The sequence below is a fragment of the Pseudoroseicyclus sp. H15 genome, assembly GCF_054353345.1.
Window position 1 is genome coordinate 497,327 of sequence record NZ_JBTHJE010000002.1, and the last position, 26,032, is coordinate 523,358.

General features: G+C 67.5%; 21 protein-coding genes and 1 tRNA gene. 10 read left to right on the forward strand and 12 right to left on the reverse strand.

Annotated elements, in window-relative coordinates; translation table 11 throughout:
- The first annotated feature begins 50 nt into the window (after positions 1-50).
- Positions 51-674 carry a MarC family protein gene (locus ACXN5S_RS06280; RefSeq protein ID WP_458604548.1) on the forward strand — a complete coding sequence of 208 codons (624 nt, stop codon included), beginning with the start codon at positions 51-53 and terminating at the stop codon, positions 672-674.
- A 194-nt stretch (positions 675-868) separates the two neighbouring features.
- Positions 869-1,027 carry a hypothetical protein gene (locus ACXN5S_RS06285; RefSeq protein ID WP_458604549.1) on the forward strand — a complete coding sequence of 53 codons (159 nt, stop codon included), beginning with the start codon at positions 869-871 and terminating at the stop codon, positions 1,025-1,027.
- Between the two features lie 61 nt (positions 1,028-1,088).
- Here ACXN5S_RS06285 and coaD read toward each other — a convergent pair whose 3' ends face one another.
- On the reverse strand, positions 1,089-1,586 hold the full coding sequence (coaD, locus tag ACXN5S_RS06290) for a pantetheine-phosphate adenylyltransferase (protein WP_458604550.1): 498 nt from the start codon (positions 1,584-1,586) through the stop codon (positions 1,089-1,091).
- Positions 1,587-1,701: 115 nt separating this feature from the next.
- Positions 1,702-2,136, reverse strand: a complete 435-nt coding sequence (locus tag ACXN5S_RS06295; RefSeq protein WP_458604551.1) for a CBS domain-containing protein — start codon at positions 2,134-2,136, stop codon at positions 1,702-1,704.
- Between the two features lie 135 nt (positions 2,137-2,271).
- Here ACXN5S_RS06295 and ACXN5S_RS06300 point away from each other — a divergent pair, with 135 nt between their 5' ends.
- The 3 genes from ACXN5S_RS06300 to ACXN5S_RS06310 all read left to right on the forward strand — a co-directional run bounded on the left by ACXN5S_RS06300 (position 2,272) and on the right by ACXN5S_RS06310 (position 5,812).
- Positions 2,272-3,771, forward strand: coding sequence for a CoA-acylating methylmalonate-semialdehyde dehydrogenase (locus tag ACXN5S_RS06300; RefSeq protein ID WP_458604552.1), 1,500 nt, complete (start codon positions 2,272-2,274; stop codon positions 3,769-3,771).
- 311 nt (positions 3,772-4,082) lie between these two features.
- Complete coding sequence (locus tag ACXN5S_RS06305; RefSeq protein WP_458604553.1) at positions 4,083-4,619, forward strand: hypothetical protein; 537 nt, start codon at positions 4,083-4,085, stop codon at positions 4,617-4,619.
- 62 nt (positions 4,620-4,681) lie between these two features.
- On the forward strand, positions 4,682-5,812 hold the full coding sequence (locus ACXN5S_RS06310; protein WP_458604554.1) for a carboxylate-amine ligase: 1,131 nt from the start codon (positions 4,682-4,684) through the stop codon (positions 5,810-5,812).
- 71 nt (positions 5,813-5,883) lie between these two features.
- Here the strand turns inward: ACXN5S_RS06310 and ACXN5S_RS06315 are convergent, their stop codons facing one another.
- Both ACXN5S_RS06315 and uvrA read right to left on the reverse strand, forming a co-directional pair.
- Positions 5,884-6,669 (reverse strand): GIN domain-containing protein, encoded by a 786-nt coding sequence (locus tag ACXN5S_RS06315; protein ID WP_458604555.1) that lies wholly within the window; start codon positions 6,667-6,669, stop codon positions 5,884-5,886.
- Between the two features lie 84 nt (positions 6,670-6,753).
- Positions 6,754-9,627, reverse strand: a complete 2,874-nt coding sequence (gene uvrA / locus ACXN5S_RS06320; protein ID WP_458604556.1) for an excinuclease ABC subunit UvrA — start codon at positions 9,625-9,627, stop codon at positions 6,754-6,756.
- 330 nt (positions 9,628-9,957) lie between these two features.
- Between uvrA and ACXN5S_RS06325 the strand changes: the two genes are divergently transcribed.
- Positions 9,958-10,548: a hypothetical protein gene (locus tag ACXN5S_RS06325; protein WP_458604557.1), complete on the forward strand. Its 591-nt coding sequence runs from the start codon at positions 9,958-9,960 to the stop codon at positions 10,546-10,548.
- A gap of 74 nt (positions 10,549-10,622) precedes the next feature.
- Here ACXN5S_RS06325 and lpdA read toward each other — a convergent pair whose 3' ends face one another.
- From lpdA to ACXN5S_RS06350, 5 genes are all read right to left on the reverse strand, one after another.
- Positions 10,623-12,017: a dihydrolipoyl dehydrogenase gene (lpdA, locus tag ACXN5S_RS06330; RefSeq protein WP_458604558.1), complete on the reverse strand. Its 1,395-nt coding sequence runs from the start codon at positions 12,015-12,017 to the stop codon at positions 10,623-10,625.
- Positions 12,018-12,305: 288 nt separating this feature from the next.
- Positions 12,306-12,896 carry a DUF924 family protein gene (locus ACXN5S_RS06335; protein ID WP_458604559.1) on the reverse strand — a complete coding sequence of 197 codons (591 nt, stop codon included), beginning with the start codon at positions 12,894-12,896 and terminating at the stop codon, positions 12,306-12,308.
- A 72-nt stretch (positions 12,897-12,968) separates the two neighbouring features.
- A complete protein-coding gene (locus tag ACXN5S_RS06340; protein ID WP_458604560.1) occupies positions 12,969-14,336 on the reverse strand; it encodes an MFS transporter in 1,368 nt (455 codons plus the stop codon).
- Positions 14,337-14,510: 174 nt separating this feature from the next.
- Positions 14,511-15,551, reverse strand: coding sequence for a tRNA preQ1(34) S-adenosylmethionine ribosyltransferase-isomerase QueA (queA, locus tag ACXN5S_RS06345; RefSeq protein WP_458604561.1), 1,041 nt, complete (start codon positions 15,549-15,551; stop codon positions 14,511-14,513).
- A gap of 8 nt (positions 15,552-15,559) precedes the next feature.
- The gene (locus ACXN5S_RS06350) at positions 15,560-19,135 is read right to left on the reverse strand and encodes a DUF3971 domain-containing protein (RefSeq protein WP_458604562.1); all 3,576 of its coding nucleotides are present in this window, start codon (positions 19,133-19,135) and stop codon (positions 15,560-15,562) included.
- 71 nt (positions 19,136-19,206) lie between these two features.
- On the opposite strand from ACXN5S_RS06350, the gene ACXN5S_RS06355 reads away from it, so the two are divergent.
- From ACXN5S_RS06355 to ACXN5S_RS06365, 3 genes are all read left to right on the forward strand, one after another.
- Complete coding sequence (locus ACXN5S_RS06355) at positions 19,207-19,671, forward strand: peroxiredoxin (RefSeq protein WP_458604563.1); 465 nt, start codon at positions 19,207-19,209, stop codon at positions 19,669-19,671.
- Positions 19,672-19,884: 213 nt separating this feature from the next.
- The gene (locus ACXN5S_RS06360; RefSeq protein WP_458604564.1) at positions 19,885-21,198 is read left to right on the forward strand and encodes a DUF5930 domain-containing protein; all 1,314 of its coding nucleotides are present in this window, start codon (positions 19,885-19,887) and stop codon (positions 21,196-21,198) included.
- On the forward strand, positions 21,188-21,709 hold the full coding sequence (locus ACXN5S_RS06365; protein WP_458604565.1) for a bactofilin family protein: 522 nt from the start codon (positions 21,188-21,190) through the stop codon (positions 21,707-21,709). The genes ACXN5S_RS06360 and ACXN5S_RS06365 overlap by 11 nt, the downstream gene beginning before the upstream one ends.
- Positions 21,710-22,010: 301 nt before the next feature.
- Here ACXN5S_RS06365 and ACXN5S_RS06370 read toward each other — a convergent pair whose 3' ends face one another.
- Together ACXN5S_RS06370 and prfB are read right to left on the reverse strand one after the other, a co-directional pair.
- Positions 22,011-23,372 carry an amidase gene (locus ACXN5S_RS06370; protein WP_458604566.1) on the reverse strand — a complete coding sequence of 454 codons (1,362 nt, stop codon included), beginning with the start codon at positions 23,370-23,372 and terminating at the stop codon, positions 22,011-22,013.
- A 236-nt stretch (positions 23,373-23,608) separates the two neighbouring features.
- A complete protein-coding gene (prfB, locus tag ACXN5S_RS06375) occupies positions 23,609-24,730 on the reverse strand; it encodes a peptide chain release factor 2 (RefSeq protein ID WP_458604567.1) in 1,122 nt (373 codons plus the stop codon).
- 114 nt (positions 24,731-24,844) lie between these two features.
- Here prfB and ACXN5S_RS06380 point away from each other — a divergent pair, with 114 nt between their 5' ends.
- Entirely contained in the window at positions 24,845-25,876 is a 1,032-nt protein-coding gene (locus ACXN5S_RS06380) for an ion channel (RefSeq protein ID WP_458604568.1), read from the forward strand.
- Between the two features lie 24 nt (positions 25,877-25,900).
- On the opposite strand, the gene ACXN5S_RS06385 is transcribed toward ACXN5S_RS06380, so the two are convergent.
- Positions 25,901-25,976 (reverse strand) — tRNA-Thr (locus tag ACXN5S_RS06385).
- Positions 25,977-26,032: the final 56 nt, after the last annotated feature.

Below are 26,032 nucleotides of genomic sequence, written 5' to 3' on the forward strand. Positions count from 1 at the left end.
TGTCGGGGGCCGCTTTCATATGGAGAGCGGCCCCCTTCTATTGGATAGACATGATCTCTCTCGACCAGTTCCTGCAGGAATTCATCACGCTTTGGGTGGTGATCGACCCCATCGGCACCGTGCCGGTGTTTCTGGCGGTCACCGTCGGCATGACTCCTGCGGCGCGGCGCAAGGTGGCGCTGCGGGCTGTGCTCGTCTCGGCCGTTGTGCTGCTGTCGTTCATCCTGCTGGGGCAATTGGTGCTGGAGGCGCTGGGGCTGGGGCTGCCGAGCTTCCAGATCGCAGGCGGGATGGTGCTGTTCCTCTTCGCGCTGTCGATGATCTTCGGGCCGGCCAAGCCAGAGCGGGAGCTGGCCGAAGAGGGGATGACGCAGACGGCGATCCACCCCATCGCCATCCCCTCTATCGCCTCGCCGGGCGCGATGCTGGCGGTGGTGATACTGACGGACAATGATCGCTTCTCGGCGCAGCACCAGATTCAGACCTCGGCCATCCTGCTGCTGATCCTGGCGGTGACGCTGATCTTCCTGCTGCTGGCAACCCCGATCCTGCGGGTCATCGGGCATTCGGGGGCCTCCATCGTCAGCCGCATCATGGGGATGATCCTGGCCGCGGTGGCGGTCGACGCCGTACTGAACGGCCTGGTGGAGATCGGGGCGCTGGCGCCGTTCTGAGGCGAGCCCCCGGGCAGAGCTTTCCGTTACCGCTCACGCCGCTCTGCGGCGACTGTTAAAAAACCGTTATATTGTTGGGCGGAAAGCCATGCATATGATGCAGGGCGCCACGGACACTTTGGGAGTGGTTCTGCGGTGCAGCATGGCTAAGTTGTGTCTCGAACGAAATGGCCAAGCACAAGGAGTGATTTCACATGACCACGTTCACGAAACTCCGCACGGCTCTCGCGAAGCGGGCCGCCTACTCCCGCACCGTCACGGAAATCCGGTCCCTGCCGCTCGATATCGCGCTGGACCTCGATCTCTATCCCGGCGATGCCAAGCGGATCGCCCGTCAAGCCGTCTACGGCTAAGCGCGACTGCCTACTACCAATGATGAGCCGCCCCACGGGGCGGCTTTTTGTTTGGGCGGGGCTAGCTGCCCGCCAGCTTCGCCTTAAGCCGCTCGTTGACGGCGGGTGGCACGAACTTCGTCACCTCGCCGCCGAGCCGGGCGATCTCTTTCACCAGCTTGCTGGCGATGGCCTGATGACGGGCCTCGGCCATGAGGAAGACGGTCTCGACCTCGCTGTCGAGCGCGCGGTTCATGCCGACCATCTGGAACTCGTATTCGAAATCCGCCACGGCCCGCAGGCCGCGGATGATGATGCCGGCACCCACGTCGCGGGCGCAATCGATCAGCAGGTTCTCGAACGGGTGCACGACGATTTCGGTGCCCCTGGCCTTCGCGATCTCGCCGATCTCGGCCTCGATCATCGAGACGCGCTCTTCCAGCGAGAAGAGCGGCCCCTTGCCCTGATTGATGGCCACGCCAATCACCAGCCGGTCGACCATGCGGCAGGCGCGCGAGATGATATCGATATGGCCCAGCGTCAGCGGGTCGAACGTGCCGGGATAAAGACCGATGCGCATGGCGCCCCCCCCTGCCCTTAAGTGATTGGGCCTCAAGTCATTGGATGGCAAAAAGTCATGCGTGGCGGCGAATGGCAAGCCCCGGGCCGAGGAACGGCCCGAAGCGAGTCCGGCCCTAGTGGCCCATGATCATGCTTTCGAGGGCGTTGTTCTCCATCGCCAACTCGGCCAGCCGCGCCTTCACGACGTCACCGATCGAGATCAGGCCCACCATCGCGCCGCCCTCCATCACCGGCAGGTGGCGGAAGCGGCCATCGGTCATCGTCTGCAGCACAGCATCGGCATTATCCTCGGGCGTGCAGGTGGTGGGGCCGGCGGTCATCATCGCGCGCGCCTCGTCCTGCAGGCACTCCGCGCCGCGCTTGCCGAGCTCGCGCACGATGTCGCGCTCCGAGAGGATGCCGTCGGGCGAATTGCCGTCGGCCGAGATGACGACGGTGCCGATGCGCTTGTCTGAAAGCATCTTCACCACCTCGCCCACCGGCGTTTCCGGCGCGACGCTGACGATACCGGCCGAGGCTTTTGACTTCAGGATCTGTTTGACGAGCATTGTCTCTCCTCCCAACGCTGTACGTGGGGTCAAGCGTCGCTGCCGCCCCTTCACCTGTCAAGCTGCAGCGGCCCGCCTCTTGCCGGCCTGCGCTGGCCGCGCTACCGCCGTGGGGCGCCATTCGGGAGACATGTCATGCAGGATCTTACGCACTACCTCGCCGGAAGCCGGGTTGCCGGCACCTCGGGCCGGTTCGCCGATGTCTACAACCCCGCCACAGGCGAGGTGCAAACCCGCACCCCCCTCGCCTCTGCCGAAGAGGTGGACCGAGCGGTGACCATCGCCGCCGAGGCGCAGCCCGCCTGGGCCGCCGTGAACCCGCAGCGCCGGGCGCGCGTGATGATGGAATTCGTGCGCCTCCTCAACCGCGACATGGACAAGCTGGCCGAGGCGCTCTCCCGCGAGCATGGCAAGACGCTGCCCGACGCCGCCGGCGACGTGCAGCGCGGCCTCGAGGTCGTCGAGTTCTGCATCGGCGCCCCGCATCTGCTGAAGGGCGAGTTCACCGATGGCGCCGGCCCGGGGATCGACATGTATTCCCTCCGCCAGCCGCTCGGCGTCTGCGCCGGCATCACGCCGTTCAACTTCCCCGCCATGATCCCGATGTGGATGTTCGCGCCCGCCATCGCCTGCGGCAACGCCTTCATCCTCAAGCCCTCCGAGCGTGACCCCTCGGTGCCGCTGATGCTCGCCGCCCTGATGGAAGAGGCCGGGCTGCCCAAGGGCATCCTGCAGGTCGTCAACGGCGACAAGGAGGCCGTGGACGCGATCCTCGACCACGAGGGCATCTCCTCGGTCGGCTTCGTCGGCTCGACGCCCATCGCCCAGTACATCTACTCGCGCGGCTGCGCAGCCGGGAAGCGCGTGCAGTGCTTCGGCGGCGCCAAGAACCACATGATCGTCATGCCGGACGCGGACCTCGACCAAGCCGCCGACGCCCTCGTCGGCGCCGGCTACGGCGCGGCGGGCGAGCGCTGCATGGCCATCTCCGTCGCCGTGCCCGTGGGCGAAGAGACGGCGGACCGGCTGATCGAGAAGCTCGTCCCCCGGATCGAGCGCCTGAAGGTCGGCCCCTACACCGGCGGCGCGGAGGTCGATTACGGCCCGGTCGTCACCGCTGCCGCCAAGAAGAACATCCTCGCAATGGTCGAGGGCGGCGTCGAGGCCGGCGCCGAGCTGGTCGTCGACGGGCGGGGCTTCTCCCTGCAGGGCTACGAGGACGGCTTCTTCGTCGGCCCCCACCTCTTCGACCGGGTGACGCCGGACATGGAGATCTACCGCAAGGAAATCTTCGGCCCGGTGCTGACGACGGTGCGCGCCGGCTCCTACGAAGAGGCGCTGAAGCTGGCGATGGATCATGAATACGGCAACGGCACCGCGATCTTCACCCGCGACGGCGACGCCGCGCGGGACTTCGCCGCCCGCGTGAACGTCGGCATGGTGGGCATCAACGTGCCCATCCCGGTGCCGCTGGCCTACCACACCTTCGGCGGCTGGAAGAAATCTTCCTTCGGCGATCTCAACCAGCACGGGCCGGACAGCTTCCGCTTCTACACGAAGACGAAGACGGTCACGGCGCGCTGGCCGTCCGGCATCAAGGACGGCGGGGAGTTCAACTTCAAGCCGATGGACTGAGGGGCACCTGGCGCCCCCCATCTACAATTCTCGACTGCGAGGAATAGGGCGGGGTAACTCCCGCCCTATTCCGTTCGAGCGGTAGCCCTGCCCTAGACGTATCCCTTCGCGACGGTTGCACGCGGACCGGGCCGGCGCTCGCCCTGCGCCTTTGGCGCGTACCGGGTTTGGGGAGTAGCGGCGAAGGGGCTTACAGCGTCGAAGACCGGTCAACCAATCCGATCACGTTCTCAGCGATTAGCCCGCGAAGTGGAACATCCGCCGCCCCGAGCCGTTCTGGCTATATCCCCTGCGCGTAAGGAAAAATCGACATGGTGTTCTTTACGGCAATTGCAGCCGCCGGCGTTCTCGCCGCCACCTCGCCCGGGCCTCCGCCCCAGCCCGCTGACCAGGTTGTGCTGGCCCAGGCCGAGGGAGGCTCCGCACCGCCCCCCGTGGGCTTCGCCCGGGGCGACAATGTGCCCGAGCCAGTGGTCATGTGGATCGACGACAGCGCCGTAGACGAGCTGCCCGCCCTGCCCGACGGTCAGGGCTATGGCCTCGTCGGCGGCGCCATCATCGTGCTCAACGAGAGCAACCTGCAGATCGTCGAACTCATCCGCGTGGCCTCGACCCTAGCCGGCGACGGGTTCAGCCGCACCTTCTCGCAGGGCAATATCTCCGCGCGGCTCGGCTTCGGCGTGGGAGACACCGCCCCGGGCCGCGCTAAGCTTATCGCGGGCGACATCCCCGGCCTCTCCCCCGCCCCCGGCGGCCGGGCCTACGCTGCCATCGACGGCTGCATCGTCATGCTCGATGAGCAGAGCCGCGCCATAACAGAGCTTGTCAGCACGCGCGCCACCAGCTGACGCCCGCCTTGCGGCAACGGCGGGCGGGTGCAAAGCTTCAAAAGAGAACATAGGGGGGCAGGATGAACGAGCCGGACTTCACCATCGGCATCGAGGAAGAATACCTCCTCGTCGACAAGGACAGCCTCGACCTCGCCGACGCGCCTCAGGCCCTGATGGACGATTGCGCCAACGCGATCAGCGAGGGGCAGGTCAGCCCCGAGTTCCTGCGTTGCCAGATCGAGATCGGCACCTCCGTCTGCGAGACGATCCCCGAGGCGCGCGAAGAGCTGCGCCGCCTGCGCAGCCTGGTGCGCGACAAGGCCGCCGCCTACAACCTCGCGCCCATCGCCGCCTCCTGCCACCCCTATTCCGACTGGCGCATGCAGGAGCCGACCGACAAGAGCCGCTACCGTGAGCTCCACAACGACCTCGCGGGCGTCGTACGCCGGGCGCTGATCTGCGGGATGCATGTGCATGTCGGGCTGAACGACAATTCGCTGCGGGCCGATCTGCTGGGCCAGATGGCCTACTTCCTGCCGCACCTGCTGGCTCTCTCGACCTCCTCCCCCTTCTGGAAGGGCGAGGATACCGGGCTGGCGAGCTACCGGCTGAGCGTGTTCGACAACCTGCCTCGCACCGGCCTGCCGCCGCATATCGACACCTGGGTCGAGTACGAGCGTTCGGTGAAGGTGCTGACCGATCTGGGCGTCATCGAGGATGCCTCGAAAATCTGGTGGGATCTGCGCCCCTCCGCCAGCTTCCCCACGCTGGAATCGCGGATTTGCGATGTCTCACCCCGGCTCGAGGCCGCCCTCTCCATCGCTGCGCTTACGCAGAGCATCCTGCGGATGCTCTGGCGGCTGAGGGTGCAGAACCAGCGGTGGCGCCGCTACGACAACTTCCTGATCGCCGAGAACCGCTGGCGCGCTCAGCGCTTCGGCATCGGCGGCGAGCTCATCGATTTTGGCCGCGGCGTGATGCTGCCCTTCCCCGAACTGCTCGACGAACTGATCGGGCTCGTCGCCGAAGATGCCGAGGCGCTCGGTTGCCTGGCCGAGGTGGATGCCGCCCGCAACATCATCGCAGGCGGCACGGGGACAGAGCGGCAGCGCGCGGTGCGCGACGAAGCCAAGGCCGAGGGCAAGGATCGCGACGGACAGATGCGCGCGGTCGTGGCACACCTTGTCGAGGAATTCTCGGCCGATCTGTAGCTTGCAGGATTTGAACCTGGAGAGGGGTCTGGCGCCCCTCTGAGGTCCATAACTTTACAATTTGCGACAAATCACCTAGACCGCACCGAACCACCGCTCGTCTCGGTCGCATCCACCTCGCCGCCGCCATAGACAGCAATCGAGGCGCCCGAGGACGCATTCGCCTCGGCCGACTGGCTGGCCGAGGCCCGCATGCTGGCGCCGCTGGAGGCGTCGAGCAGCGCCATCTCGCAGGCCATGTCATCGGCCATCAGCGAGGCGCCCGAGCGGCCCGAGGCGCTCAGCGTGCCGCAGCTGCCGGAAGCGCGCAGGTTGGCGCCCGACTGGGCGTTGAGCGTCACTTCCCTAGCCTCGACCTCCAGCCGCAGGTTCGCGCCAGAGAGGCTGTCGGCGGTGACCTCATCGGCCTCGATCCCCGTGATCCGCAAGTTCGCGCCGCCGGTGGCCCCGGCCGTGAACACGCCGTCTGCCGCTGGCGCGCTGCTTCGCACGTTGGCGCCGCCGCCGGCATGGATGCCGCTCATCTCGGGCAGATGGACCGTCACAGAGAACTCGTCCTGCCGGAGTAGCTGCAGCAGGCCCAGCGGCATCCTTGCTTCGCGCCCGAGCTTCAGGGTATCGCCCTCCACCTCCACGACCAGCCGGTCGAGATCGCCGCGGCGCGCCTCGGCCTCGACGGAGAAGTCGCCCTCGCTGATCACCGCATCCAGCCCGTCGGAGACGTCGATGCGGGTGAACCCGGCAACGTCGTAGCTGCGGGTTTCTGCGAGAGCGAGCGTAGGCGCTGCAAGGGCCGTGGCGAGCATGCCGGCAACGAGGGCGGGCCTGGCGACGTGGGTTTTGGCGAGAGAGGTCATGGGCGGTCTCCAATTACGGTTACCGCCCACTAAATGTTAACGCCTTTAACTTTCAAGTCCTCGTGAGGTCTTTTTCCGGCCGCCCTACTCTGCCGCCACCTTCCGAGCCTTCAGCATCGGCCCGAGGAAGCGCCCGGTGTGGCTCTCTGCCACCTCGGCCACATCCTCCGGCGTGCCGGTCGCCACCAGCGTGCCGCCGCCGTCGCCACCCTCGGGGCCGATGTCGATGAGCCAGTCCGCTGTCTTGATGACATCGAGATTGTGCTCGATCACCATGACGGAATTGCCCTGCTCCACCAGCTCGTGCAGTACCTCCAGCAGCTTGCGCACATCTTCAAAATGCAGGCCCGTCGTCGGCTCGTCGAGGATGTAGAGTGTCCGGCCCGTGGCGCGCTTGCTGAGTTCTTTCGAGAGCTTCACCCGCTGCGCCTCGCCGCCCGAAAGCTGCGTCGCCTGCTGGCCGACCTTGATGTAGCCGAGGCCGACGCGAACGAGCGCATCCATCTTCTCGCGGATGCTCGGAACCGCCTTGAAGAACTCCTGCGCATCTTCAACCGTCATATCAAGAACGTCGGCTATGCTCTTGCCCTTGAACTGAATTTCCAGAGTCTCGCGATTGTATCGCGCGCCCTTGCAGGTCTCGCAGGTGACGTAGACATCGGGCAGGAAATGCATCTCGATCTTGATGACACCGTCGCCCTGACAGGCCTCACAGCGGCCCCCCTTCACGTTGAACGAAAAGCGACCCGGCTTGTAACCGCGCGCCTTCGCCTCCGGCAGACCAGCGAACCAGTCGCGGATGGGAGTGAAGGCGCCCGTGTAGGTGGCGGGGTTCGAGCGCGGCGTGCGGCCGATGGGGCGCTGGTCGATGTCGATGACCTTGTCGAGGTGCTCCAACCCCTTGATCGTCTCGCAGGGCGCCGGCGTCTGCCGGGCGCCGTTGAGCCGCATGGAGGCGGTCTTGAACAGCGTCTCGATGGTCAGCGTTGATTTGCCGCCGCCCGACACGCCCGTCACGCAGACGAACTTGCCCAGCGGGAAGTCGACGGTCACGTCCTTCAGGTTGTTGCCGGTCGCCTTGACCACCTGGATCTTCTTGCCATTGCCCTTGCGCCGCTCCGCAGGCACCGCGATCTCGCGCCGCCCGGCGAGGTAATCGCCCGTCAGGCTCTTCGGATCGGCAGTGATCTCCTCCGGCGTGCCATGGGCGACCACGTGGCCGCCATGCACCCCGGCGCCCGGGCCGATGTCGAAAACGTAATCCGCCTCGCGGATCGCTTCCTCGTCATGCTCCACCACGATCACGGTGTTGCCCTGGTCTCGCAGGTTCTTCAGCGTCTCCAGGAGTCGCCCGTTGTCGCGCTGGTGCAGGCCGATCGAGGGCTCGTCGAGCACGTAGAGCACGCCCGTCAGGCCCGAGCCGATCTGGCTCGCCAGCCGGATACGCTGCGATTCACCACCCGAGAGGGTGCCGGAGTTGCGGCTGAGCGTCAGGTAATCCAGGCCGACGTTGTTCAGGAAGCCCAGCCGCTCGCGGATCTCCTTCAGGATGGCGCGGGCGATCTCGTTCTTCTGCTTGCTGAGGCTCTCGGGCACCTCCTGCACCCATTGATGCGCCTCGCGGATCGAGAACTGAACCACCTGCCCCACATGCAGCCCGGCGATCTTGACCGCCAGCGCCTCGGGCCGCAGCCGGTAGCCGCCGCAGGCATGGCAGGGGCGGTTGTTCTGATATTGCTCGAATTCCTCGCGCACCCAGGAGCTGTCGGTCTCGCGATAGCGGCGCTCCATGTTGGGGATGACGCCCTCGAAGACGCGCTTCACCTGGTAGACCCGCCCGCCCTCGTCATAGCGGAACTGGATCTCCTCGTCGCCGGAGCCGCGAAGGAAGACCTGCTGTACATTCTCCGGCAGATCCTTCCAGCGGGCGTTCTTGCTCACCCCGTAATGCTTCGAGATGGCCTCGATGGTCTGCAGGAAGTAGGGGCTCTTGCCCTTGCGCCACGGCGCAATGGCGCCGTCGGCGATCTTCAGCGTGATGTCGGGCACCACGAGGCGCTCGTCGAAGAACAGCTCCACGCCGAGGCCGTCGCATTCCGGGCAGGCGCCGAAGGGGGCGTTGAAGGAGAAGAGCCGCGGCTCGATCTCGGGGATGGTGAAGCCGCTGACAGGGCAGGCGAATTTCTCGGAGAAGGTGAAGCGTTCCGGCTCCGGCGCCTCTCCCTCATCGGCGGTGGGCGCGGTCTCCAGAATGGCGATCCCGTCGGCGAGGTCGAGCGCGGTGCGGAAGCTGTCGGCCAGACGCGTCTCCAGCCCCTCGCGCACGACGAGGCGGTCGACCACCACGTCGATGTCATGGCGGAACTTCTTGTCGAGCGTCGGCGGATCGTCCAGCTCATGGAACTGCCCGTCGACCTTCACGCGCTGGAAGCCCTGCTTGCGCAGCTCCAGCATCTCTTTGCGGTACTCGCCCTTCCGATCGCGCACGATGGGGGCGAGAAGGTAGGCGCGGGTGCCCTCCTCCATGCCCATGACGCGGTCGACCATGTCCTGCACCTGCTGCGCCTCGATGGGCAGGCCGGTGGCGGGGCTGTAGGGCGTGCCGCAGCGCGCGAAGAGCAGGCGCATGTAGTCGTAGATCTCGGTGACCGTGCCGACGGTCGAGCGGGGGTTCTTGCTCGTCGTCTTCTGCTCGATGGAGATCGCGGGGGAGAGGCCGGAGATGTGGTCGACATCCGGCTTTTCCATCATGTCGAGGAACTGCCGGGCATAGGCCGAGAGGCTCTCGACATAGCGGCGCTGGCCCTCCGCATAGATCGTGTCGAAGGCGAGGCTCGACTTGCCGGAGCCCGACAGCCCCGTCACCACAACCAACTGGTCGCGGGGAATGTCGACATCGATGTTCTTGAGGTTGTGTTCGCGCGCGCCGCGCACCTCGATATTCTTCAGCTCAGCCATCTCGCACCCCCGCAGGACTCAAGCGCTACAGATAGTGGGCCGGTGCCGAGTCTCCAACCGCGAATGGAACGTTAAGAGAACATTTTGGATGTTTTTCATGGGCGGCGCTCCGCTCAAGGCAGGATCGGCGCGCCTGGCCTGTGGTTAGCGTCCATCCCCCACCGCCTCACGCCGGCAATATCCCGCACATCAAGCACCGCCGCCAGGCTCCCGCTTCCCTCTACTTTTCGAACCGAAACAATTCGTTATTGGATAACCGGCGGCTGATTTTGACTCTCATGGGGCGTGACCCACCTATTGCCACAAAATTCATCAGCAAAGGTATCCGCCATGCTTGCTTCCCGTTACGCCATCCTCGCCCTGCCGCTGGCTGCCGCCGCCTGTTCCTCGGGCGTCGTCTCGGGCCCCGTCTACGATGTCGACGTGCCCACCAACTCTGCCTCGACCTACGGCAATGAGACTGCGAACGTCTTCAACGCCTTCGACGCGCGGAACGACGCTCAGACCGTCGCCACCAACCTGCCCGCCTCGGGCACCGCGACCTACGAGGGCCGCTTCGCCTCGGTCATCGACAGCGGCGTCGACTACTCCACCCTCTTCGGCGATGTCGATCTGGGCGTGAACTTCGGCAATGACACCGTGTCGGGCACGTTCAACAACCTCGGCGCCCGCAACTCGTCGCTGCAGTATTTCAACGTCGACGGCCAGCTCTACGTGGCCGGCAATCTCAACGGCGCCGGCATCGATGCCGATGTCGTGGGCGTGCTGGAATCGGGCGTGGACGTCTACGAGGTCGATGCCGACCTGGCCGCGAAGCTCACCGAGCAGGGTGGCAGCATGCTGGGCGTGATCGACGGCACGTTCTACGACAACGACGACAACCCGATCCCGCTCGACGGCGTGATGTACGCCGACAATTGATCGCCTGAGCCGATCGGATGCAAAAAGGGCGGCCCCATCGCGGGGCCGCCCTTCGCGTGTCGGAACTCCGAAAATCAGATGTGGATGGCGCGGCCGTAGGCGTGCAGGACGCTCTCGTGCATCATCTCGCTGAGCGTCGGATGCGGGAAGATCGTCTCCATCAACTCGGCTTCCGTCGTCTCCAGCGTGCGGCCGATGACATAGCCCTGGATCAGCTCGGTCACCTCGGCGCCGACCATGTGGGCACCCAGCAGCTCGCCTGTCTTGGCATCGAACACAGTCTTCACCAGCCCCTCCGGCTCGCCCAGCGCCACGGCCTTGCCGTTGCCAATGAAGGGGAATTTGCCGACCTTCACCTCGAAGCCCGCCTCCTTTGCCTTCGCCTCGGTCAGCCCGACAGAGGCGACCTGCGGCTGGCAATAGGTGCAGCCCGCCACGCTGTTCGGCTTGATCGGGTGCACTTTCTGCCCCGCGATCAGCTCGGCCACCATCACGCCCTCATGGCTGGCCTTGTGCGCCAGCCAGGGCGCGCCGGCGATGTCGCCAATGGCATAGAGGCCGTCCACGCCGGTGCGGCAGTACTGATCGACCACCACATGGGTGCGGTCGACCGTCACGCCCGCCTCTTCCAGCCCGAGCCCCTCGGTATTCCCGACGATGCCGACGGCGGAGATAACGGTGTCGAATTCCATCTTCTCCACCTTGCCGCCGCTCTCGATATGGGCGGTGACCTTTCCCTTGCCGCGGTCGAGCTGCTTGACGGCGGCCTTCTCCATGATCGTCATGCCCTGCTTGACGAACTGCTTCTTGGCGAAGGCCGAGATGTCGGCATCCTCGACGGGCAGCACCCGGTCCATCACCTCGACCACCGTCGTGTCGGCGCCGAGCGTGTTGTAGAAGCTGGCGAATTCGATGCCGATGGCGCCAGAGCCGATGACGAGCAGCTTCTTGGGCATGCGCGGCGGCATCAGGGCGTGGCGATAGGTCCACACCAGATCACCATCCGCCTCCAGCCCCGGCAGCTCGCGGGCGCGCGCGCCGGTGGCGACGACGATGTTCTTTGCTTCGAGCTCCTCGGTGCCGTCCTTGGTGGTGACAGACACCTTGCCTTTGCCGGCGAGCTTGGCCTCGCCCATGAAGGTGGTGACCTTGTTCTTCTTCAGCAGGCCGCGCACGCCGCCTTCCATCTGTTTGGCGACGCCGCGCGAGCGCTTCACCACGGCATCGAGATCGTAGCCGATGTCGCCGGCGGAGAGGCCGAAATCCTTGGCCCGCTCCATCAGGTGGAACACTTCCGACGAGCGCAGCAGCGCCTTGGTGGGGATGCAGCCCCAGTTCAGGCAGATGCCGCCCAGGTTCTCGCGTTCGATACAGGCGACCTTCAGCCCAAGCTGGGCGCCGCGAATGGCGGCGACATAGCCGCCGGGGCCGGCGCCGATGACGATCATGTCGAACTTGCTGGCGGCCATGCGGCTCTCCTCCGGCTCTTTGAAAAGTCGTTTGATGTTAAACGATCCCGCCGGCCGCGAAAAGGCAAGGGGCACTCATGCCCGCCTTCGCCTGCGCGCAAGGCTCGGGGAGCGCCCCGCCTTCCCTCTCGCTTTTCTCAAAATATCCCGGGGGGGCCCGCAGGCGGGGGGCAGCGCCCCCCTCTTAACTCACCACCCAAGCCGCCGGTCCCGCAAAGCACCGGGCGCCGGGCGCGCCGGGGTGGGTGGGCGGGAGGCAAGCCCGGCGCCCGCCCGCCATCAACCCGCTCAGGCGGCCGAATGCGTCTCTTCGGCCTGCAGCGCCTTCACCTGGGCCATGTAGCCGCCTTCCGACAGCCATTCGAGCTCTTCGGGGGTGCTCTCGCGGCCCAGCGCCTCGTTGCGGAAGGGGAAGCGCCCGAAGCGGCGGATCACCTCGCGGTGGGCGCAGGCATGCAACAGGTATTCGGTATTCTCGGGCAGCCGGTCCTTGAACAGGCGCACGGCGCGATCCTGGTCGAAGCGGTTCTCGGAATGCTCCAGAGGCATGTAGAAGAAGGCGCGCGCCGGCGGGTCGATCTTCATGTCATAGCCATGCCCGATGGCCGAAATCGCCGCCTCGCGCGCCAGCCTGTCCGATGCGAAGGCCCGCGACGTGCCGCGGAACATGTTCCGCGGAAACTGATCGGTCAGGATGATATAGGCCAGGCAACCGGTCGGGTAGGTCAGCCAGAGGCTGCCGATCCCGTCCATCACATTGCTCCAGAGGCCCTGAAAGCGGGTGGTGATCTCGGCATCCAGCTCGGGGCCGCCGCCGTACCAATCCTTCGGAGAGACTTCGTCGAGCCAAAAGGACAGAACGTCGTCGGGGCCGGACATCGCGATACACCTCGCAGGCTTGTTTAACTGACTGTGCGGAAACAAGTGGCACGCTGCCCCCGATGCGTCCAGTCAGCGGGGCGGGCCATCGCCACCTGTTGCGCTTGTGTCATCAAAAGCGGGCTCTTTGCGCGTGTTGCCCAAGGTTTCGTCACCCTGCGCATCGGCTTCCTCCGCTTCGGCCTCGGCCTGAGCCTCTTCCTCGGCCTCGATATAGACCTCCTGCGCCAGCTCGGCGACGAGCGCCGTACCGTTGGCCAGCACCGGCGCGTAGGACACCGACTCGGCGACCATGTCGTCGGGGCGGGCGCGCTGCGTCATCCGCCACAGGCCGTAGCCACCCAGCAGCAGCAGCAGCACCGACATGTACACCCAGTAGCCCGAGGGGCCGAAGGCCTCCATCACATAGCCGACGAGGATCGGCCCGAAGACCGCCCCCACGCCGTTGACGAAGAGAAACCCGCCCGAGGCGGCGGCCATGTCATCGCGGTCGAGGTAGTCGTTGGCATACGCGATGAGCAGCGCGTAGAGCGGGTTCGACGCCCCGCCGATCGCTGCTGCGGCAATGACGGCCAGCAGGTAGCTGCCGGGCGCGATGAAGCCGAGAAGGCCGATGACGCCACCGGCCACCGAGATCACGATGATGAGCTTGCGCCGGTCCATCCGGTCAGATGCCCAGCCGATGGGATATTGCAGCACCAGCGCCGCGATGTAGATCGCCGAGATCATGGTGGAGATCTGCGGCACGCTCATGCCGGCCTGTGCGCCGTAGACCGCCGCCATGCCGAATTGCGCGGCGAAGACCCCTCCGAGCAGGAACATTCCGACCGCCGCCAAGGGCGAGGCGGTGATCAGCCGGCCGAGCGGCAGCGGCTTGGCCTGGCTGAAGGCGGGTACGGTGCCGACAGAGAGCAGGATGGGGGCGAAGGCCAGCGACACCAGCATTGAAGGGATGATGAACAGCACGAAGCCCGAAACGTCGCCAAGCACGACGATGTATTGCGCCACCACGATGCCGGCGAGCTGCACGATCATGTAGAGCGACAGCGCCTTGCCGCGCGTCTCATTCGTTGCGCTGTCGTTCAGCCAGCTCTCGCAGGTGATGTAGACCCCGCAGAAGCAGAAGCCGATCAGCATCCGCCCCAGCATCCAGGCCCAGGGCTCCACCAGCGTGGGATAGAGGATCAGCACCGCCGAGATGGTTGAGCCCAGCGCCGCGAAGACCCGCACGTGGCCCACGTTGCGGATCAGCCGCGGCGCAATGCGGCTGGCGAAAAGGAAGCCGGCGAAATAGGCGGCCATGACGTAGGACATCGTGGAGGTCGAGAAATCCTCCTGCGCGCCGCGAAGGCCCAGCACCGTGCCCTGCAGACCGTTGCCGATCATCATCATGAACAGCCCGATGAAGAGCGGCCAGGAAGAGCGCAGCACGGTGAACATCGGCGGTCCTTTCTGCCCGGGGTGTCGCGCGGGCGGCGCGGTCGAGATTGGCTGCCGGCGACATGTTTTGTCGGCCTTGGGCAAAGTGGAGTCAGGCGCGGCCTCTGGCAGGTCTCGCGGGCCGGGTAAAGCCCGCCCGGCTTGCCGGCTGCTGCCCCGGCGCCAAGGCGCCTGTCAGCCCGCCTGCCCGCCTCTCTCGGGGATCAGGAGCGAGGCATCCCCGTAGGAGAAGAAGCGGTAGCCGGTGGCGATGGCATGCTCGTAGAGCTCCATGATTCTCTCGCGGCCCATCAGGGCCGAGACCAGCATCATCAACGTCGATTTCGGCAGGTGGAAATTCGTCATCAGCCCGTCTGCCACGTGGAACTCATAGCCCGGCTTGATGAAGATATCGGTATCGCCGGCCCATTCGCGGCCCTCCGCCGCCTCGATCAGCCGCAGCGCCGTGGTGCCGACGGGGATCACCCGGCGCCCCTCGGCCTTGGCGCGCGCGATGGCAGCGGCGGCTTCGGCGCTCACCTCGCCCCATTCGGCATGCATCTTGTGCTCGGAGACGTCGTCGACCTTCACGGGCAGAAAGGTGCCGGCGCCGACATGCAGCGTCACATGGCAACGCTCAACGCCCCGCGCCTCCAGCGCTGCCATGACACCCGCATCGAAATGAAGCGAGGCGGTCGGCGCGGCGACGGCGCCGGCGCGGGCGGCCCAGATGGTCTGGTAATCTTCCCTGTCGGCCTCATCGGCCGGGCGCTTGCTGGCGATATAGGGCGGCAGCGGCATGGCGCCGGCCTCGGCGAGCGCGGCGTCGAGATCGCCGGTGGCCGTCAGGCGGATCACCGCCATGTCACCCTCGCGCCCCTCGAGAACCGCCGTCAGGCGGGGCGAGAAGACCACCTCTTCCCCCTCGCGCCATTTGCGCAGGGGCTTCACCAGCGCCTGCCAGAGCCCCTCGCCCTTCGGTGCGGCCAGCGTCACCTCGATCTTCGCCTCGGCCTCGCCGCGGGTGCGGGTGCCGGTCAGCCTTGCGGGGATCACCTTTGTATCGTTCAGCACCAGCAGATCGCCCGGCCGCAGGATCGCGGGCAGGTCATGCACCTGCCGGTCGACCATGAGCCCGCCCTCGGCATGCAGCAGCCGGGCGGCCGAGCGCGGCCGCGCCGGGCGCGTCGCGATCAGCTCTTCGGGAAGGTCGAAATCGAAGTCGGAGAGTTTCATGGGCTCGCTCATTGCGCCGCCTCCGGCACCGGGCGGCGGAAGATCTCGCGGAACATCCCGGGCGTCAGGGCAGAGAGCGGATTCACCCCCACCTGCGGCGCGCTCACGGGGCCGGAGAGCGTATAGTTGAAGCCGATCAGCCCCTCGCCCGGCCGCGTCAGCAAAGAGCCGATGCCGTTGATGAAATAGATCGGTGACACGACGCCCTGGAAATCCATGAGTTTGGAGCCGGTCGTGTAATAGCCGTCCAGCGATATGCCAAGGCCGGGCCCCACGGCGCTCGCCTGTCGGATGGTCAAGAGCCCCGGCTCCAGCCCGAAAGAGACATCGACATTGGTAAAGGCGATACCCTGCCCGTCGAGCTGCTGCAGGGCGCCCACCACCGAGATGGCATCGAGCAGCTCGGCGATGGCAGGCGCATCGCGCACGCGCAGATCGGTGATCGCGACCGTGCCATCATAACCGCCCTCCTGCCCGGTCGGCAGCAGCACCAGGTCGAGCGCACCGCCCTGTGCCGTCTCGATCAGCCCCATGTCACGCAGCACCGCGCCGGCATTGTCTGAGAGCACGCGCACGGCCAGTCCCTCCGCCGTCGGCTCGGTGGCACCGCTCACAGCCTGGCCGCCGTTGATGAAGGCGGTGAACTCCCCCCGCAGCCCGGCGGCAAATTCGCCGCGAAAGCCGCTGAAGCCGATTTCGTCGGTCACCTGCAGCTCTTCGAGCGCCACCTGCAGCGGCACATCCGCTCCGCCCTGGCCGAAAGCGGCGCGGCCAAGGTCGAGCCGGCCACCCCGCACCTCGACGCCAGGCAGATTGCCGGCGCCCCGGCCGATCAGATCCACCGGCGCGTCCAGCCAGTTGCCCACGCGCAGCCGGTCGAATCGCGCCCGCTCCAGCCCGCCGGCAGCGTTCAGCGAGACAGAACCGCGCGCCTCCAGCCCCGGAGCGCTGAGGCTGAGGGCAGTCACCTGTGGCACGTCGCCGAGCTGCCCTTCGACAGCGAGGTCGCCAGTGGCCCCGGCTGAGACGCTCCAGCCGATCTGCGGGATGGCGAGGCGCAGGCCCGCCAGATTTGAGGTCAGTCGAAAGCTCGGCGGCCCGCCGGGCGGCAGGGCGATCGCCATCTGCGCCCGCCCCTCGCCGCCCAGGCTGCCGGGCGGCAGAGCAACGCCGAAGGTATCGAGCACCGCCGGCGTGACAGCGACATCCACATCGAGCGTGGCCGTCGACCGAGGTGCGCCGCGCGGCACGATCGGCAGTCGCCAGGCGAAGGTGAACGGCGCTGCCCCGATCCGCGCCGGGCCAGAGATCCGCAGAGCCTCATTGTCGAGCGTCATGTCGAGCGCAGAGGCCCGCAGCTCGCGGCCCGGCACCAGATTGGTGCTGGCGACATCGCTGAGCGCGGCCTCGATCTGATAGGTTACCGAGCCCGGCGGCGGGCGCGGCATGACGGGAAAGCGCAGCACACCGCTCACCCGCGCCCGCCCGTCGGCCAGCGTCACCGGGCGGTTCGCCTTCGTGAGGAACTGGAAGGGCGGCTGATCCATCAGGGACAGGCCGGCGGTGATGCTCCCTGCCCCGGCAAGCCGCACCTCGGCGGGCAGTGGCCGCTCGGAGATATCGGGTATCGCAAAGCTCGTGCCCGCCATGTCGAGCCGCCCGCCCTGCGGCGGCGTGACCTGGCCCTCCTCCAGCAACACGGTCAAGCTCTGCCCGTCGAAGCCCAGCACCCCTGCCCCGCCGGTGATGGGCGGGAAGGTCTTGAGCGCCCGGATGCTGGCCCCCTCGAAAGCGGAGGTCACCGCGAAGGCCGGCGGCGCGCCGGGGCGCAGCGAGAGGCCCGCGACCGCATCGACCAGCTCGCCCTCCGGCAGATTCTCGTCGATCCAGCCGCGCAGACGCGCCGCCGCGCCCTCCGGCCAGAGCCCGACGATGCGCCCGATGCCCACCCGCGGCAGCCGCAGCTCCGCCGAGCCGCGCCAGCCCTCCGGCGCCACGGCGAGGCTGCCACTCGCCGCAAGCCGCACCGGTGCGACCCCGGCGTCGCTGCCTGGGGGGGCAGCAAGTGTCAGCCCGGCGTCGGCGAGGTCGAGACGAAAGGGCGCCAGGCCTACCCGAAGCGTGGCATGCGCCTCATCGACGGCCAGTGCCTCGGGCAGCAGGCCGGCGGGGTTGAGGGTGGAGTCGGCGAAGCGGAACTGGCCGGTCAGCGCCTCCGGCAGGCCGCCCTCCATTCCCTGCAGCCAGGTTTCGCCCTCGGCATGGATCGTGCCCCAGGCGCTGCTGGCGGAGAGCTCGGTGAACCGCAGCTCGCCCGCCCCGGCATCGAAGCTCAGCGCGGCACTGGCGCTTTCGAACGGGATGCCGGGCGCCGCCGGATCGGGCCGCAGCTGCCCGGCACCGATGCTCAGCTCCGCCGCCAGCGGCCCGAGCCCGCCACCTTGGGTGACAGACCCCGTCAGCCGGGCCGAGAGCGGCGCGTCGAGCAGGCCGAGCCAGGAGAGCGCCGGGCTTTGCGTTGCGATATCGCGGGCGGCGACATCGCGCAGGTCGAGCGCGATCTCGGCCTCGGGCGAGCCACGCGGCGAGCGGTACTGCAGCGCCAGCGTCGTCACGTAGGCGCGGCCCGAGAGCAGGGCGAGATCGCCGGTCAGCCGCGTCTGCCCGCCGGTGAGGTCGAGCGCGAGCTGCCCGCCATCGACCACCCAGGAGCGGCCGGCCCGGCTGTCGAGGTAGTTCACCACCAGCCCCTCGGCGCGCACCCCTTCCAGCGCCGCCAGCGCCGGCCGGTCGAATAGCCCATCGAACGAGGCGAGCAGCCCGGCGAACCCCTCCGCCTCACCCAGAGCACTGCCACCCTCGGGCGCCGCATCGCCGCCCGCCCCGAAGGCAAGCGCAAGCTGGCCATCGCGGGCGCGGCGAAGGGTGAGCTCGGCGCCCGTCAGCACGACCTGCTGCACCAGCAGCTCGCGCTCGAAGAGCAGGCCGCGCGGAGAGAACTGCATGTCGATCTGCGGGATCAGCGCCACTTCGCGGCCCGTCTCGTCGCTGATGCGCGCCCCGGTGAGCCGCACGCGGGGGTGCAGGTCGCGGCCCACGATCAGCGACATGCGGCGGAAGGCGATATCGCCGCCCTCCAGCGCCTGCGCCGCCCCGGCCTCGACCCGCCGCGACACCCAGCTGGGGGCCGAGACCTCGTTGCCGATCAGAAGCAGTGGCGCGAGCAGCAGCGCCAGCAGCAGGGCCCCAATCGCAGTCGGCGCGCCGCGAGTGAGGATCAGCCGTCGGCTTCGGGCCGGGGACTTCGCGGGCGCGGGCTCAGCGGGCGGGGGCGCTGCCGGGTCGGGCACGGGCTTGTCTGCCTCCTCTTGCGGCGCCTCCGGCTCCACTGGCTCAGCCTCGGCTGCAGCCCCCGGCGCCGTCTCCCCCGCCGAATGGACAGACACGAAGACCGGCCCGAGATGCGGATCGACGGGCCAGCGCTCGCCGGCGCCGTCCCTGGCGGAAACCGGAGTCCTTGCCGAATCTGCCCCGGCGCCAGAGGGCGCCTCCTGCCCCGGGTGCGACTCGTCGTCCTCCACCATGTCTCCGCCTGTTGACTCCGCCCCGCCCAGCCTAGAGCACTGAGTCTCCGGCAGCAAAGCGAGGAAGAGCCATGCCAGACCCCCTCTCCCCCGGTGCCACCCTGCCCGATCTGACGCTCGAGTGTAGCGACGGCACGTCGGTCGCCCTCGGCAGCCTCACCCGCACGGCGCTGATCTTCTATCCGCGCGACGCCACGCCAACCTGCACGACCGAGCTCAAGGATTTCTCTGCCTTGGCCGACGACTTCGCCGCCGCGGGCTGCACGCTCTACGGGATCTCAACCGACAGCACCGCCAGCCATACCCGGTTCATCGAGAAGGCCGGGCTACGTCTGAACCTGCTGGCCGATCCCGAGGGCGCCGCCGCGCAGGCCTTCGGTGTCTGGGGTGAGAAGAAGACCTTCGGGAAGACCTACATGGGCCTCATCCGCTCGACCTTCCTCATCGGCGCTGACGGCCGCATCGCCGAGACCTGGACCGTCTCTCGCGTCGCCGGACATCCCGAAGCCGTGCTGGCCGCAGCCCAGGCGCTTTAGGCCGCCCGCCGGAATATCCCGAGTCTGCACAGGCTTACGGCCCTTTCCTGCGGTGGAATGAGCGGATTCTCGCCGATGAGTGCCGATTTCCGCCGCCTCGCGAGGCAGCCTCGCCGCATGGCTTGCACGAAAACTGCACGCTCGGTAACTCCTTGGCCGAGGATGTTGCCTTTTGGCAGCACCCCAAGGGGTAACGACAGGGGATAGGGCAGCGTGAAATCACGACTGGCACAAGGCGTACACGCCGTCATGGAACGCAGGTTCCCGGAACGGCGGCTTTTCCTCAAATCCGATACCGAGACTCGCTTCATCCGGCTGCGGCCCGGTATGCAGTTGGGCATCTGGTCGGGGGCGACGATTGTGGTCGGCTGGGCCATCGTGGCGACGGCGATCCTGCTGATGGATTCCATCGGCGCCGGCAATTTCCGCGCCCAGGCGCAGCGTGACCGCGTCATCTACGAAGACCGCCTGAACGAAATCTCTGCCGAGCGTGACACCCGCGCCCAGGAGGCTGTCGCCGCGCAGGAGCGCTTCGCCGCCGCGCTGGAGCAGATCTCGAACATGCAGAGCGACATCCTGAGCCTGGAAGACCGCCGCCGCGAGGCCGAGCGGGGGCTCGATGTCGTGCAGGCCACCCTGCTGCGCGTGATGAACGAGCGCGACGAGGCCCAGGCCGCGATCGACAGCATGACCGGTGAAGACGGCTCGCCCGTGGTGCTCGCCTCTGCCGACGACGAGATGACTGGCACGGTCGAAATCCTCTCCGACGCGCTGGCCCGCACCGCCGAAGAGCGCGACGTGATCGCCGCCGATGCCGATTTCGCCCTCTCCCACGCCGCCGAGCTGGAGCTGGAACTGCGGCTGATGGAAGACCGCAACGACGAGATCTTCCGCCAGCTCGAAGAGGCGATGCTCGTTTCCGTCGAGCCGCTGGACGACATGTTCCGTGCCGCCGGCATGAACCCCGACGACATGATCAGCGCGGTCCGCCGCGGCTATTCCGGCATGGGCGGCCCGCTGACGCCGCTGGCCTATTCCACGATGAACGGCGCCCCGCCGGACCCGGACACGATGCGCGCCAACGGCATCCTGTCGGCGATGGACAACATCAACCTCTACCGCATCGCGGCCGAGAAGGCGCCCTTCTCGATGCCGGTGCGCGACAGCTTCCGATACACCTCGCCCTTCGGGGCGCGTTGGGGGCGGATGCACGAAGGCGTCGACATGGCAGGCCCGATCGGCACGCCGGTCTATGCCACCGCAGATGGCGTCGTCACCCATGCCGGCTGGTCGTCGGGCTACGGGCGGCTCATCAAGATCCAGCATGAGTTCGGCATCGAGACGCGCTTCGGCCACCTCAATGCCATTGACGTGCAAGTGGGGCAAAGAGTCTCGCAAGGCGACCATATCGGTGATATGGGGAATTCCGGACGCTCGACCGGCCCCCATCTGCACTATGAGGTCCGGGTCGGCGGTGAACCGATCAACCCAATGATCTACATAAGAGCTGGCCAAGATGTTTTCTAAGAGCAAAATCAACGAACCCGGGCCCAAGGCTGGCGATGCCCCGCAGCAGTCGAGCGCGCCGTCCCCCGCCCCGACAGGAGATTCCCGACCCGTGACCCCGAAGCAGAAGCCGCCAGCCTCCGTGCTGTCCGCCGATCTCGTGATCGAAGGCAACATCAAGACCACTGGCGACATCACCATCGAAGGCAACGTGTCCGGCGACATCCGTGCCCATCTGCTCACCATCGGCGAAGGCGCCACGGTGAAGGGCGAGCTGGTTGCGGATGATGTGGTGATCAACGGCCGGATCGTGGGCCGCGTGCGGGGCCTTAAAGTTCGGCTGACCTCCTCGGCCCGCGTCGAGGGCGACATCATTCACAAGACGATCGCCATCGAATCGGGTGCCCATTTCGAAGGCTCCGTGCAGCGCCAGGAAGACCCGCTCTCCGGCGCCTCGGCGAAGTCGCTGCCCAAGCCGCGCCAGTCGGAGAACAGCTCCGAGCAGGCCGAGCCCGCGCAAGCCGCGAAGTAAACACCGGCTTTCGAGCCAGGAGATGTGAGGGCCCCGCTTTGGCGGGGCCTTTTGTTTTGGAGGGATGGGGTTTCGATGCTCAGACCTTGCCGCTCATTCCACCGCACGGAATCAAGGGCGTCAGCCCGCCGCGCGAGCGCCGGCCCGTCCCCGCGGGCTGGCACTCTGGTGAAGGCATCGCTGAGCCCTCCGCGGGGAGGGCCGTGGCCGACACAAAGCACCATAGCGGTGCCGATGGAGCACCAACCCACGGGCGGGCATGCGACGTTGGTGGCAGTTGGTGGGCCGGGCCTACCGCCCCCTACCGGTCCACCCACCGCCGCGCGAAGGCGAGCAGCCTCGCGTCGCTGCCGCGCGGGCCGATGAGTTGCAGGCCCATGCAACGGCCAGGAATCGGCAGGGTCAGCACCGGCAGTCCAATCAGCGAGGCCGGCACGACCACTTCCATCCAGCGGTGGTAGGTGTCCATCGTCTGCCCGCCGATCTCCTTCGGCCAGTCCCACTCCGCCGGGAAGGGGAAGCACTGCGCCGTCGGCAGCGCCAGCATGTCATAGCTGCCAAAGAGATCCGCCGCCTTGCGAAACCAATCCGACCGTTTCAGCGAGGCGCGCTGCAGCTCCATGGCAGACAGCGCCAGCCCCCGCTCGATCTCCCACACCGCTTCGGGCTTGAGCTGGTCGCGAGTCGCCACCTGGGCGTGCAGAGCCCCGAGGCTCGCCGCCACGGAGAAGCTGCGCAGCGTCGTCCAGCTCTGCCACAGCACCTCAGCCGGAAACGGCGGGGCCAGCGGCGAGACCGTGGCCCCGGCATCCGAAAGCCGCGCCAGCATGTATTCGCAGGCGCGCAGCACGCCGTCCTCCATCGGATAGGCGCCGCCCCAGTCGCCAAGCCAGCCGATCCGCCCGCCCGCCGGCACCTCGGACGGCAGCGACCGGTAAAGGCCGGCGTTGTGCGGCTGGCGTCTGTCGGGCCCGGCCATGACCGAAAGCATCAGCTCCACATCCGCCGGGCTGCGCCCCATCGGGCCAAGGGTGGACAGCTGATGGAGGAAGAGGTCCCCTTCGGGCTCGTCGGGCACCAGGCCCACCGAGGGGCGCAGGCTCCACACGCCGCACCAGCCGGCCGGGTTGCGCAGGCTGCCCATCATGTCCGACCCATCGGCCAGCGCCGTCATGCCGCTGGCCAGCGCCGCCGCCGCCCCGCCCGAAGAGCCGCCCGCAGAGAGCGCCGGGTCGGACGGGTTGCGGGTGACGCCGAAGACCGGGTTCTTGCTGTGCGAGCCGAGGCCGAATTCCGGCACGTTGCTCTTGCCGATGACGATGGCGCCGGCGTCTCGCAGCCGGGCGACATGCAGATCGTCATGATCCGCCATCTCGCCGGCGAAGATCGGGGAGCCGCGCGAGGTGGGGAAGCCCGCCGCATTGGAAAGATCTTTCACCGCCAGCGGCAGCCCGTGCAGCGGCCCGCGCGGCTCTGCCCTGTCGGCGGCGCGCGCCTCTTCCATCAGAGCATCGGGATCGGCGAGCGAGACGAGCGCGTTCAGCGTGCCGTTCTTCTCGGCGATCGCAGCGAGATGCGCCTCCATGATCTCGGCGGCGGTGATTTCGCCGCGAGACATCAGCGTCGACAGCTCGCTTGCAGAGCGGCGGGTCAGATCGCGCATGGGCATAGGGCCGGAACTGGGGGCATGGGGGGCCTCATCGACAGCGTCTCCCCCATCATGGCGGGTCGGGGTGGTGAGGCAATGGAAACCGGCCGGCTCAGGGGCCGGCGTGGAAAGAGTGCTGGCGGAGGAGGCAGTTGGAGAGGGTGGAGGGGGGCGCTGCCCCCCGCCTGCGGCCCCCCCGAGGTATTTTTGGCCAGATGAATGGGGGGCGGGGCGCCCGGGAGTGCGGCGGTTTACTCGGCGCCGGCCTCGGCGCGGGACTTGCCGGTCAGCTGCATGGCCAGCGTCGCCGCCATGAAGCCGTCGAGATCGCCGTCTAGGACGCCCGAGGTATCGGAGGTCTCGTGGTTGGTCCGCAGGTCTTTCACCATCTGGTAGGGCTGCAGCACGTAGGAGCGGATCTGGTTGCCCCAGCCGGCGGAGCCCTTGGCCTCATGCGCGGCGTTGATGTCGGCCGTGCGGCGGTCGAGCTCCATCTGGTAGAGCCGGGCCTTCAGGGCGTTCATCGCGATCTCGCGGTTCTGGTGCTGCGACTTCATCGAGGAGGTCGTGACGATCCCCGTCGGCATGTGGGTGATCCGCACAGCCGAGTCGGTGGTGTTCACGTGCTGGCCGCCGGCGCCCGAGGAGCGGAAGGTATCCACCCGAATGTCGGAGGGGTTCACCTCGATGTCGATGTTCTCGTCGACCACCGGGTAGACCCAGACGGAGGCGAAGGAGGTCTCGCGCGTGCCCTTGCCGAAGGGCGAGATGCGCACCAGCCGGTGCACGCCCGACTCCGACTTTAGCCAGCCATAGGCGTTCTTGCCGGAGATCTTGTAGGCGACGGACTTGATGCCGGCTTCGGCGCCGGCCTCTTCCGATTGCATCTCCACCTCGTAGCCGTGCGCCTCGGCCCAGCGGACATACATACGCTGCAGCATTTGCGCCCAGTCGCAGGCCTCGGTGCCGCCGGCGCCGGCGTTGATCTCGAGGAAGGTGTCGTTGCCGTCGGCCTCGCCGTCGAGCAGCGCTTCCAGCTCTTTCTGGGCGGCCTTGTCGCGCAGCACCGCCAGGGCCGCTTCGGCCTCGGCGACGACATCTGCGTCGTCCTCCATCTCGCCCATCTCGATGAGCTCGCGGTTCATGTCGAGATCGCCCTTCAGCGCCTCATAGGCACCGATCTGGTCGACGAGCATCTGCCGGTCGCGCATGAGCTTTTGCGCGCCCGCCGGGTCGTCCCATAGAGTGGGGTCCTCGACGCGGGCGTTGAACTCCTCCAGCCGGTGCTTCGCCGTCTCCCAGCCGATGCGCTGCGAGTAGAGCTCCAGCGATCTGCCGATGGCCTCGATATGATCTCGCGTCTCTGCGCGCATGGGTCTGGCCCCTTTGCTGTCGTTCGGGCCTGATACCGCCCCGCGGCGAGGCCGGCAAGGCGGCCCCGGGCGAAGCGAGTGGACGGCCCGGCCGGCAGGGCTACTATGCAGGCGATGATCCGCAAAACCCTCGCCCTCCTCCTGGTGCTCCTCGCCCTGCCCTTCCCCGCCAGCGCGCAGGAGGGGCTGCGCGTCGGCGTTCTGGAACAGCCGCCCTTCGCGATGCAGACAGAGGATGGCGCCTGGTCGGGCCTGGCCATCGACCTTTGGCGTTTCGCCGCCGAAGACCTGAACGTGCCCTACAGCTATGTTGCCATCGACAGCCTCGATGCGCTGGAGGCCGGCGAGGTCGACCTCGCCCTGCCCGTCTATGCCACGCCGGAGACTGCGGAGCGGTTCGATCTCAGCCAGCCGCTCTACACCGCCACGATGGGCGTCGCCTCCTCGGCGCAGAACCATGTGCTGGCGGTGCTGACGGGCTTCGCCTCATGGCAATTCGCCCGGCTGGTGCTGGGCCTCGGTGCCCTGCTGCTGGTGGTGGGCGCCTTGGTCTGGGCGCTTGAGCGGGGGCGCAACGGCGACCAGTTCGCCCGCAGCCCGTTCCGCGGCCTCGGCGACGGCTTCTGGTGGGCGGGCGTGACGCTGACGACCATCGGCTACGGGGACAAGGCGCCCCGCACCGTGGCAGGCCGGGCCGTCGCGATGCTGTGGATGCTCGTCGGCCTCGCCGTCAGCGCCGCGCTCACCGCCTCTGTCGTCGCCATCGCCGGGCTTAACCAGCAGGTCCAGGCGCCGGAGGTCTTCGCCGGCGCGGTCGTAGGCACAGTCGAAGGCGGCACCACGGCGGCCTTCCTGCGCCACGAGAACGTGGAGCTGCGCATGTTTGGCGACCTGGGCGCAGCCCTGGCCGCGCTGGAGGACGAGAGCCTCGACATGGTCGCCGCCGCCGCCCCGCCGCTAAAGCATGCGATCCGCGAGAACGGCCACCTCGACTTCCGCGTAAGGACAACGGAGCTCGACCCGCAATATGTCACCATCGCCTTGCCGGCAGACAGCGGTGATATGCGCCAGCTCGACATTGCGTTGCTGCGCCGGCTGACGGCGGAGAGCGGCTGGGAGGTGATCGAGCGCTACGTCGATCCGTGAGGTGCGGCGGGATGGCGCGGCATGTGGTGCCCCCAGAGAGACTCGAACTCCCGACCCTCTGATTACAAATCAGATGCTCTACCAGCTGAGCTATAGGGGCGCCTGCCCTCCCCTAGCCGCGTCGCCGAAATCGCGCAAGACCTTCGGAGAGATGCG

Coding starts and splice junctions, on each gene's coding strand:
- ACXN5S_RS06280 (WP_458604548.1), top strand. CDS start 51: ATGATCTCTCTCGACCAGTTCCTGCAGGAATTCATCACGCTTTGGGTG.
- ACXN5S_RS06285 (WP_458604549.1), top strand. CDS start 869: ATGACCACGTTCACGAAACTCCGCACGGCTCTCGCGAAGCGGGCCGCC.
- coaD (WP_458604550.1), bottom strand. CDS start 1,586: ATGCGCATCGGTCTTTATCCCGGCACGTTCGACCCGCTGACGCTGGGC.
- ACXN5S_RS06295 (WP_458604551.1), bottom strand. CDS start 2,136: ATGCTCGTCAAACAGATCCTGAAGTCAAAAGCCTCGGCCGGTATCGTC.
- ACXN5S_RS06300 (WP_458604552.1), top strand. CDS start 2,272: ATGCAGGATCTTACGCACTACCTCGCCGGAAGCCGGGTTGCCGGCACC.
- ACXN5S_RS06305 (WP_458604553.1), top strand. CDS start 4,083: ATGGTGTTCTTTACGGCAATTGCAGCCGCCGGCGTTCTCGCCGCCACC.
- ACXN5S_RS06310 (WP_458604554.1), top strand. CDS start 4,682: ATGAACGAGCCGGACTTCACCATCGGCATCGAGGAAGAATACCTCCTC.
- ACXN5S_RS06315 (WP_458604555.1), bottom strand. CDS start 6,669: ATGACCTCTCTCGCCAAAACCCACGTCGCCAGGCCCGCCCTCGTTGCC.
- uvrA (WP_458604556.1), bottom strand. CDS start 9,627: ATGGCTGAGCTGAAGAATATCGAGGTGCGCGGCGCGCGCGAACACAAC.
- ACXN5S_RS06325 (WP_458604557.1), top strand. CDS start 9,958: ATGCTTGCTTCCCGTTACGCCATCCTCGCCCTGCCGCTGGCTGCCGCC.
- lpdA (WP_458604558.1), bottom strand. CDS start 12,017: ATGGCCGCCAGCAAGTTCGACATGATCGTCATCGGCGCCGGCCCCGGC.
- ACXN5S_RS06335 (WP_458604559.1), bottom strand. CDS start 12,896: ATGTCCGGCCCCGACGACGTTCTGTCCTTTTGGCTCGACGAAGTCTCT.
- ACXN5S_RS06340 (WP_458604560.1), bottom strand. CDS start 14,336: ATGTTCACCGTGCTGCGCTCTTCCTGGCCGCTCTTCATCGGGCTGTTC.
- queA (WP_458604561.1), bottom strand. CDS start 15,551: ATGAAACTCTCCGACTTCGATTTCGACCTTCCCGAAGAGCTGATCGCG.
- ACXN5S_RS06350 (WP_458604562.1), bottom strand. CDS start 19,135: ATGGTGGAGGACGACGAGTCGCACCCGGGGCAGGAGGCGCCCTCTGGC.
- ACXN5S_RS06355 (WP_458604563.1), top strand. CDS start 19,207: ATGCCAGACCCCCTCTCCCCCGGTGCCACCCTGCCCGATCTGACGCTC.
- ACXN5S_RS06365 (WP_458604565.1), top strand. CDS start 21,188: ATGTTTTCTAAGAGCAAAATCAACGAACCCGGGCCCAAGGCTGGCGAT.
- ACXN5S_RS06370 (WP_458604566.1), bottom strand. CDS start 23,372: ATGCGCGATCTGACCCGCCGCTCTGCAAGCGAGCTGTCGACGCTGATG.
- prfB (WP_458604567.1), bottom strand. CDS start 24,730: ATGCGCGCAGAGACGCGAGATCATATCGAGGCCATCGGCAGATCGCTG.
- ACXN5S_RS06380 (WP_458604568.1), top strand. CDS start 24,845: ATGATCCGCAAAACCCTCGCCCTCCTCCTGGTGCTCCTCGCCCTGCCC.